Origin of the sequence: Gleimia coleocanis DSM 15436, assembly GCF_000159015.1 — a bacterium.
GTDB classification, from domain to species: Bacteria; Actinomycetota; Actinomycetes; order Actinomycetales; family Actinomycetaceae; genus Gleimia; species Gleimia coleocanis.
Window position 1 is genome coordinate 70,460 of record NZ_DS999539.1, and the last position, 9,475, is coordinate 79,934.

The 9,475-nt window shown below is 46.3% G+C and carries 5 protein-coding genes; all 5 read left to right on the plus strand.

The genetic code is table 11. The features are described 5' to 3' along the window. Positions 1 to 234: 234 nt before the first annotated feature. The gene (locus tag HMPREF0044_RS00295) at positions 235 to 1,218 is read left to right on the plus strand and encodes an ABC transporter permease (protein WP_006546091.1); all 984 of its coding nucleotides are present in this window, start codon (positions 235 to 237) and stop codon (positions 1,216 to 1,218) included. An 8-nt stretch (positions 1,219 to 1,226) separates the two neighbouring features. Beyond that, on the plus strand, positions 1,227 to 2,162 hold the full coding sequence (locus HMPREF0044_RS00300; protein ID WP_006546092.1) for an ABC transporter permease: 936 nt from the start codon (positions 1,227 to 1,229) through the stop codon (positions 2,160 to 2,162). Continuing rightward, positions 2,159 to 4,315, plus strand: a complete 2,157-nt coding sequence (locus HMPREF0044_RS00305; RefSeq protein WP_006546093.1) for an ABC transporter ATP-binding protein — start codon at positions 2,159 to 2,161, stop codon at positions 4,313 to 4,315. The genes HMPREF0044_RS00300 and HMPREF0044_RS00305 overlap by 4 nt, the downstream gene beginning before the upstream one ends. Positions 4,316 to 4,601: 286 nt before the next feature. Next, positions 4,602 to 6,281, plus strand: a complete 1,680-nt coding sequence (locus HMPREF0044_RS00310) for an ABC transporter family substrate-binding protein (protein ID WP_040312538.1) — start codon at positions 4,602 to 4,604, stop codon at positions 6,279 to 6,281. 192 nt (positions 6,282 to 6,473) lie between these two features. Further along, on the plus strand, positions 6,474 to 9,475 hold a 3,002-nt coding region (locus tag HMPREF0044_RS00315), incomplete at its 3' end, for a CshA/CshB family fibrillar adhesin-related protein (RefSeq protein ID WP_006546095.1).

Consider the following 9,475-nt stretch of genomic DNA (forward strand, 5'->3'; position numbering starts at 1 on the left):
TTGGCTTAATTTCAAGAAAAATTACACCTTTCGTAAACGCTGGGTAAAGAAGAGTTTGTTCACAATCTGAGCATACGATTTTTACGGTTGTAATTATTAGACTAAAGTCAAAAGATAGTGTGGATTGTATTCATAGGTCATATGAGTGCAGTCTAGGACCTTGTAAGAATAAGAAGCGCAGCGTCTTGAAGTTTGCATTAATGCAGTCTTTGTGAGGTTGCAGAGGATAAAACCATGTTCTACTACTTAGCTCGGAGGCTAGCGAACTATGCGCTCCTCCTGTTTGTCGCGGTGTCATTGGCGTACTTGATTGCGTCAATTTCCATGAACCCACGCAGTGCATACGACATCACGAACCCGACTCTAGACTGGGCAGCTATTGAACGAACCCTGGTTTCATACAATATCTCTGACACTATTCCGCTAACTCAGCGTTATACCACCTGGCTCACTAACATTTTTACTGAATGGGACTGGGGACGCGGTCCAAAGGGCGCTTTTGTAAATGAAGAAATCGGACGACGCATGTGGGTCTCTGTGCGTCTGATTATTATTGGCTCTTTCATGGGTATGATCGGTGGTGTGGTAATCGGTGCATGGACTGCTACTAAGCAGTACACCTGGATTGACCGTACTATTACCATGATCGCGTTGGTAGTTCTCTCTACCCCAGTTGTTGTTATGGCAAACTTACTTCAGATTGGCGCTACTCAGTTTAACTTGACAACTGGCACGAATTTCTTTGAGTTTATTGGCGAGACAGGACAAATCGGGGATTATCCTGGCGCATGGATTGTTGACCGTGCGCAGCACTTATTGCTTCCCACATTCTCAATGTCTCTTGGTGGCATGGCTTCTTACTCCCGCTACCAACGTAACTTGATGCTGGACACGCTGGGGGCTGACTACGTGCGTACGGCACGCGCAAAAGGCTTGCGTAAATCTCAGGCAGTTATCCGTCACGCCCTACGTACTTCTCTTGTTCCAATGGCGACTTTCTTCGCATTCGCAATTGCTGGTCTGTTCTTAGGTGCAACCGTTACCGAACGTGTTTACGGCTGGCATGGTTTAGGTGAGTACTCTGTTAACTCTATTACCGGTCAGGATATTAACGCGACTGCTGCAGTTGTAGCTTTCTCTGGTGTTTCCACTCTGACTGGTGCTCTCTTATCGGATATCTTGATTGTCGTGGTTGATCCACGTGTACGTGTAAGCTGAGGTAACTAATGGCTGAGAAAAACACTGCTTCTAAGAAGGTTGCTGAGGCGAAGAAAGACAAGGTGGCAAAGTCTGAAGCGCACCTGAATCGTTCAGCTCTGGTACGTCGTCGTTTCTTCCGTTCTAACACTGCTCGGCTTGGTGTAATCGGTATGAGCATCATCGTACTCATTGCCATATTTGGTCCCATGCTCAGTCCTTGGGGGTACACCGAGGTAGATAATACTTCATTCCTGAAACCACCATCAGCACAACACTGGTTTGGTACCACTCAGGGTGGGCGTGACGTTTTCGCGCTTACTGTGCAGGGTCTACGCCAATCTTTGGTGATTGGTTTCTGCGTATCTTTGATTCAAACCACTTTAGCAGCAGTGATTGGCTCTACGGCTGCTTATTTTGGCAAGGTAATTGATAAGACCATTCTTTGGGTTATTGACCTGCTGCTGGTGATTCCTTCGTTCCTTCTCATCGCTGTGATTTCACAGCGTACTGGTGATGCTAAAGGATCCATAGCAATTTTCATTTTGTTACTGGCAGCATTCGGTTGGATGCTCTCTGCTCGTGTGGTCCGTTCTTTGACTATGTCCGTAAAGAACCTTGAGTACGTCACAGCTGCACGTTATATGTCGGTTCCATCATGGGTGATTATTACGCGTCATATCATTCCGAATGTTGCGTCTTATTTAATCATCGACGCCGCACTGGGCTTCGTTTCCGCTGTTATGGGTGAAACAGTTCTGTCCTACTTTGGTTTTGGTGTCCAAGCTCCTAACACTTCGTTAGGTGTCTTGATTTCAGAAGGCCAGAGCCTAACTACTTCATCACCATGGATTTTCATGGCTCCAGCAACTTTGCTGACACTATCCTTGATTTTCGTTAACCTAATCGGCGATGGTCTGCGTGACGCAATCGACCCATCCTCAAAGTCCGGAGGCAAAGCATGAGCAAGAAAACTAAGGCAGATAGCTCTTCATTCGCTGATTTGCCAGAGCGTACCGAAGGGGTGCCAGTACTGGAGGTTACTGACCTTAAAGTTACCTTCCCTTCAGAAGACGGTAAGGTGCATGCTGTCCGCGGCGTTAATTTTAGTGTTAATGCCGGCGAAGTTTTAGGTATCGTAGGTGAGTCTGGCTCTGGAAAGTCCGTGACTTCCATGGCAATCATGGGATTATTGGATGAGTCTGCATCGGTTTCTGGTTCTGTGAAACTGCATGGAACTGAGCTGTTGGGGCGCGACGATAACTGGATGTCTAAGGTGCGTGGCATCAAACTATCTATGGTTTTCCAGGACCCATTGTCGGCACTTACTCCGGTTTACACTATTGGCGATCAAATCGTTGAAGCATTGCAGATTCATAAGGAAATGTCTAAGGAAGATGCTTACAAGCGAGCAGTTGAGTTGCTTGGTGTTGTAGGGATTCCAAATCCAGAAATTCGTGTAAAGGCATTCCCGCATGAGTTTTCTGGTGGTATGCGCCAACGCGCGATGATTGCTATGGCAATTGCTAATGATCCGGATCTGATTATCGCGGATGAACCGACTACTGCTCTTGACGTAACCATTCAGGCGCAGATTTTGGAAGTTCTAAAAGCTGCTCAGCGTGAGACTGGCGCTGCAGTAATTATGATTACTCACGATCTGGGTGTTGTAGCAGGTATGGCTGACCGTGTGGCTGTCATGTACGCCGGTCGTTGCGTTGAAGCTGGTCCGGTGGATGATATTTTCTATAACTCCACTATGCCTTACACTATTGGTCTTTTAGGATCTTTGCCTCGACCAGATATGTCTTCTAATGAAGCGTTAGCGCCAGTTGAAGGTAATCCGCCTTCTATGCTGAACAAGCCAACCGGCTGTCCTTTCGCTCCTCGTTGTCCATTGGCTCAAGATAAGTGCTTAGACGGCGAACCTGTTCTGGTTGATTCCCCAGAAACTCTTCAAGAAGGAAGTGAACGTTCCGAACAGGATAAGCATCGGGTCGCATGTAAGCGTGCGGATGAAATTGTCGCCGGCAAACTTACCTATAAGGACATTTATCCAGTTCCAGAATTGATTTCCGAATCTACTCTAGACGCGGATCGTTTGAAGCGTGAAGAAGTATTACGTGTTGAAGGGCTACGTAAGTACTTCCCGTTGATGAAGGGTGCAGTATTTAAGCGACGTGTCGGTACTGTACATGCGGTTGATGGAATTTCACTGGATATTCGTGCAGGTGAAACTCTGGCACTGGTAGGTGAATCTGGTTGTGGTAAGACCACTACGTTGCTGGAAATCCTTGATTTGAAAGCTCCTGAAGACGGTAAAATCGTGGTTCTTGGTAAGGAAACTGGCACCATGAACCGCCGTGATCGTAAGGCTGTTCGCCAGGATCTGCAAGTAGTATTCCAGGATCCAATGGCTTCCCTTGACCCTCGTCTTCCTATTTTCGATATCATTGCTGAGCCGTTGAAATATAACGGATATAATAAGGAATACACTGAAGCACGGGTGACTGAGTTAATTAAGTTGGTTGGTTTGGAGCCATCTCACCTTAATCGCTACCCACGACATTTTTCTGGCGGTCAGCGTCAGCGTATCGGCATTGCACGAGCTTTGGCGTTGCAGCCTAAGTTGTTGATTTTGGATGAACCTGTTTCAGCCTTGGACGTTTCTATCCAGGCGGGTGTAATTAACTTGCTGGAAGAATTGCGTGCGAAGTTGGGATTATCGTACCTGTTCGTAGCTCACGATCTATCTGTGGTTCGCCATATTGCTGATCGCGTAGCGGTTATGTACTTGGGTCGTATCGTAGAAATTGGTTCTGTGGATGAAGTTTTTGATCGTCCGCGTCACCCATATACTCAGGCGCTGCTTTCTGCAATTCCGATTCCGGATCCGGTGAAGGAACGTACTCGCGAACGTATTATTCTGCAAGGTGACTTGCCTTCTCCTGCTAACCCGCCAACGGGTTGTCGCTTCCGGACTCGTTGTCCTAAGTTTTTGACTCTGGATGCTTCTTCTCAGAAGGCTTGTTTAGAGTCTATGCCTGATTTGCATGGAGCAGAGACAATTGATTCAATGAACGCTTGTCATTATCCTGAAATTAAAACGGTTTTCTAAACCTGTTGTGAGGTTGCCCCGCTTGGTTTTTCAAGCGGGGCAACACATATTTAATGTTAGAAAAAGTGTTATGTGGTGTTCACTAAAAGTAAAGCGTTAGTAAAACGCTATAATATTTCATATTTTGAGATTTTTATATCATTTTGGTTAAGACGCTGGATTTTTTGGATTTCTGACTTTTATTTTACCTTTTCTTGACGATAGGATAGTAAGCATCTTCGGAAACTTCATCTATTGATCGATGTTGTATTCGGGACGAAATGAAATGAAATATTTGGAGGTAAAAGTGCAGCGTTCAACTCACGCACTTGTAGCAGTAGCAGCCGTAGCAATGCTCGGCCTGTCTGCATGTGGCGGCGGCGCGCAGACCGCAGCTACCGTTGATGCTCCAGCTCTAAGCGACATCAACCCAAAGGACCGTTCTGAACTGGCAGAAGGCGGCAACCTTCGCATTGGTCTGACTGGCATGCCAACTCAGTGGAACTACATTGCAGCCGGCGGTGCAGACAACAACCTGTCTCAAATTCTAGCTTTCACCGCTCCAGCTAACTTCATCCTGGATGAAGCAGCAGTGGCTACACCAAATCCAAACTACGTTACTGATGTAGAGGTATCTGAGCCAGATGTAACTCCACAGGTTGTTACTCTGAAGCTGAACCCAGAAGCAAAGTGGAATTCTGGTAAGTCAATCACTTGGGCTGACTACGATGCAACTGTTAAAGCATGTAACGGTGAAAATGAAGCATTTGACTGTGCAAGCACCGATGGTTACAACCAGGTTGCAAAGGTTGAAAAGGGTGCAGACGAATTTGAAGTAAAGATTACCTTCAAGTCTACTTACCCAGACTGGCGAGCAGCTTTCTCTACCGTTTTCGCAGCAGATGCTGTTACTGATCCAAAGGTATTCGCAGAAGGCCAGCTTGATGGCTTGAACAACGAATGGCAGGCAGGTCCATTTGTTGTAGACAAGATCGATAAGAACACTCAGCGTGTTTACCTCAAGCGTAATGATAAGTGGTGGGGCGAAAAGGCTATCCTGGATACCGTAGAGTTCCACGCTTTGGAAGGCGACTTAGTTGCCTCCGCATTCGGTAACTCTGAAACCGACGTAGCTTCCACCTTGGCAACTGCTGACCAGTTGCAGAAGGCAATGCAGCGTCAGGATCACACAATCCGCAAAGCAGGTTCCCCACAGTGGCGTCACTTCACCTTCAACTCTCAGTCCGGTCTGTTGGCTGATAAGGCGCTACGTCAGGCAATCGTGCGTGGCATCAACCGCGTTGCAATTGCAGAATCTGACTTGGTAGGTTTACCAGTTGAACCACAGAAACTGATGCTGGGTAACCACTTCTTCATGCCTGGACAGGAAGGTTACGAAGATAACTCTGGCGATTTCGCTTACGATCCAGAACGTGCAGCTAAGGAACTTGATGAACTTGGCTGGAAGCTGGAAGATGGCAAGAAGTTCCGCATGAAGGATGGTCAAGAACTGAAGGTCGAATACGCAATGCTCACCGGTATTGTGACTTCCGAAAATGAAGGCAAGCTGTTCCAGTCTGATATGGAAAAGATTGGTGTAAACGTTGTATTCAAGAACGTTCCACCAGCAGACTTCGGTAAGACCCTGCAGGAAGGTAACTTCGGCATCATCGCATTCACTTGGGTAGGTACTCCATACCCAATGAACAACATTGGTCAGATTTACGGTTGTGAATCTGAATCCAACTACTCCAAGGTATGTTCTAAAGAAATCGAAAAGAACCGTGAACTGGCAGACGTTGAACTAGATAAGCAGAAGCGTATTGGCTACGCCAACGCGGCAGATAAGGCTATCTGGGATGAAGTAATGACACTGCCACTGTACCGTCGTATGGAATTCACTGCAGTTCCAGCAGACCTAGCTAACTACGGTGCATTTGGTAACGTATCTATTCAGCCTGAAAATGTTGGCTTCGTAAAGAAGTAATCTTAACGTCAGATTGAAATTATTGGGGTGGGAAGCTCAAAGAGAGCTTACCACCCCAATAATTTATGTCAAAGAATACAAATCAAGTTAGTTCAACTGCTGGGAACTGTGGTAGGGGCCGGTAATTTTGTGTATTATTAAGTGGTATACACTGAGATAAGTGTACTTTGGTTTATGAGAGATTGAGAAGTAATGAAAAGAGTAATCTCGAAAACAGCTGCATTAACAGTTGCTTTCACCTTACTAGCAGCGCCATTGGCATTAGCTGGTGTGGTTTATGATGCTGATGACGGCACTGTAGTGCCGAATCCAACCACAGTTGCCCGAAATTTCCACTGGATCGACTGGAGTGAACCAGGAGTTATTAAGTCTGAACCTTTGGAATCAGTTTCAAAGCAGGTCGCTAATTCTGAACAAAAGAATGCGGCGTTAAAACTGACCGTTGGCACACGCTATGAAAAAGAAATTTCGCCAGGGTATTTCCTATATGGCGAGGTAATCGCGCTTAAACCACTTATGGATAATGAGCGAAATATCGGACAGACAGTATACAGTCAAAGTAAAGCCGGTCGTACCAGTCCACGTACAGAAATTAACGTGGTGGCTAAAGAACTTGATACCAGATATTCTCATTACCGCTTAGCTGGTCTGCCTTATAGTGGCATGATGGCTATGGGACCAGATCGTGATGGTGGTAACGTTGGTCTCACCATGCGGTTTAAAGCTATTAATAATGGCAAACCGGTGAAACCAACAATTATTGTTACGGACGCGGAAGAAGCTGGGACTCAAGAAGTTGAAATCTTTAAGACTACTGGTAGTGGTTGGAAACAGGTTGCAGAGTTTGCGACTTCCAAGCGCCCTTTCGGTCGATGGAGTACCACGCAAATTACCTTGAATGGTCGTGTTGGTGACACCTACTCCTGGTTGTCTGGTGGCACTATTGGTGTCACTACGCGTTTAGATGACAATGGAGAACCTTACAGTATCCAGAAATGGTCAGGTCTGAAAGAACAGGTTAATAGTGCTGGCAGAAAAGAATACGTTCTTGATCCTGATCGGCATCCAGATATTAACCCTGGTAAATCAGGTTTAGGTAAATCTGCAATCGGTCCACTTTTCACTGATCGAATTTCAGGTACAGTTCCAATCCTCGCTACCTCTGCGACTTCATATGAAGGCGTTGATGTTTCTTTCTACGTGAACTCAAGTGGTATTCAAGACGTGATGTTTGGTGCAATGTTACCTGAAACCGGTGACGCTCCAGAATCATATGGGGAAGCCATCCACCTAATGCCTAAAGAGCAAAGCTCTTACTTGGGACGTCAATTCCCAGATATTGATCCGGTAGAGTTAGAAAAAAGCGTACTTAAACCTTGGAATAATGATGACACTGTTGATTTAGCAGATGAAGGAATCGCACAGCTACACGCCGATGGGGCAACAGACTTCCAGGCTGCTGATCGTTTCAACCCTTACACTCTGCCTATCTATGTAACAGTACGTAGTGCGCAGACGCGTGTAATTGGCTGGGTTGATTTCAACAATAACGGTACTTTTGATGCAGAAGAAAGCTCTGGCATTGTTCCAGTCGACGCTACGGGCAAAGTAAATCTAGAATTTACCGAAACGTCTACAATCCCTTATTGCACTGAAAAACTAGGAGTACGTGTTCGTTTAGTCGATGAAAATGACGTGAAGAATCCAACTCCTACTTCTACGGCGTTCTCAGGGGAAGTTGAAGATTTCCAGATTCCTGCAATTTGCCCACCAAAGGGTTCTAAGGAAACAACTGAGGGGCCACAGAATCAGCCACAGTCCATCAAGGTGAATTTCACCGCTCAAGGTAAGTTACGTAATGATGGACAGACGAATGCAAGTATTGACGCAAATCAAGCAGTAAAGATTGTTACTTCTAGCGGTAGCTTGGTTACTTCTTGGACAGAGCCAAATCAGGGTACTTACACGGTAACAGCAGATGGTACAGTAACTTTCCAGCCACTGCCGTCATTCGTAGGTGCAGCTAAGGGCGTTGTGCTACGTGCAGTTGATACTAATGGCTTGTCCTCAGGTTGGACCCCAATTGAGGCAGATAATCTTACTGCTATCAATGAAGGTGTAAATGGTGCCACCACGATGGATGGCGTCTACATTCCGACTGTTACCCCTCTTCCGCTTGAACCACACCACGTGGTTTCTGAGGATGTGCAGGGAAGAGATCAGGAAAATACTCCTACTTTCTCACGTAATGGTGATCCCGTAACTCCAACCGCAGATCGTCCAGCGAAGCTGATTGATCCAGCAACTGGTCAGGTAACCACTAAGAGGACAGTGGATGCGATGAAAAATGGGGAGCGGATTGGTACTTACACCATTACTCCAAGAACTGGTAAGGTTGTGTTCTCTCCGAACCCAGACTTCGTTGGTGAAGCAGAGCCAGCTAAAGTTGTAGTTACTGACGAACATGGTCAGACTGCAACTGGTTTGTACACCCCCACGGTAACGCCGCTTCCGCTTGAACCACGTCATGTTGTTTCTGAGGATGTGCAGGGAAGAGATCAGGAAAATACTCCTACTTTCTCACGTAATGGTGATCCCGTAACTCCAACCGCAGATCGTCCAGCGAAGCTGATTGATCCAGCAACTGGTCAGGAAACTGACAACGTTACTGTAGATGCGATGAAGAATGGGAAGCGGATTGGTACTTACACCATTACTCCAGGAACTGGTAAGGTCGTTTTCTCTCCGAACCCAGACTTTATTGGAGAAGCTGAACCAGCGAAGGTAGTTGTTACTGATGAATACGGTCAGTCTGCAACTGGTAAATACACACCGACTGTCACCCCATTACCATTGGTGCCACAGAATGTGTCTAGTATTGATATTCAGGGAACTACCCAGACTGGCACTCCTACCTTTACTAGGAATAATGTTCCTGTTACACCAACCGCAGATCGTCCAGCGAAGCTGATTGATCCAGTAACGGGACAACCTACTGCTGAGCTGAGCATTCCAGCTTTGAATGAGGGTGGAAAGCAAATCGGTACCTACACCGTTGAGCCTCTAACTGGAAAGATCACTTTTACTCCTAATAAGAATGAGAAAGACACGCCGCAGCCTGCAGTAATTGAGATTACTGATGAGGTTGGTCAGAAAGCACGTGGGGTTTACACTCCAACTGTGGTGCCTGTAAA

Bases quoted from the DNA above. Each gene is read 5' to 3' on its own strand.
- HMPREF0044_RS00295 (WP_006546091.1), top strand. From the start codon at position 235: ATGTTCTACTACTTAGCTCGGAGGCTAGCGAACTATGCGCTCCTCCTG.
- HMPREF0044_RS00300 (WP_006546092.1), top strand. From the start codon at position 1,227: ATGGCTGAGAAAAACACTGCTTCTAAGAAGGTTGCTGAGGCGAAGAAA.
- HMPREF0044_RS00305 (WP_006546093.1), top strand. From the start codon at position 2,159: ATGAGCAAGAAAACTAAGGCAGATAGCTCTTCATTCGCTGATTTGCCA.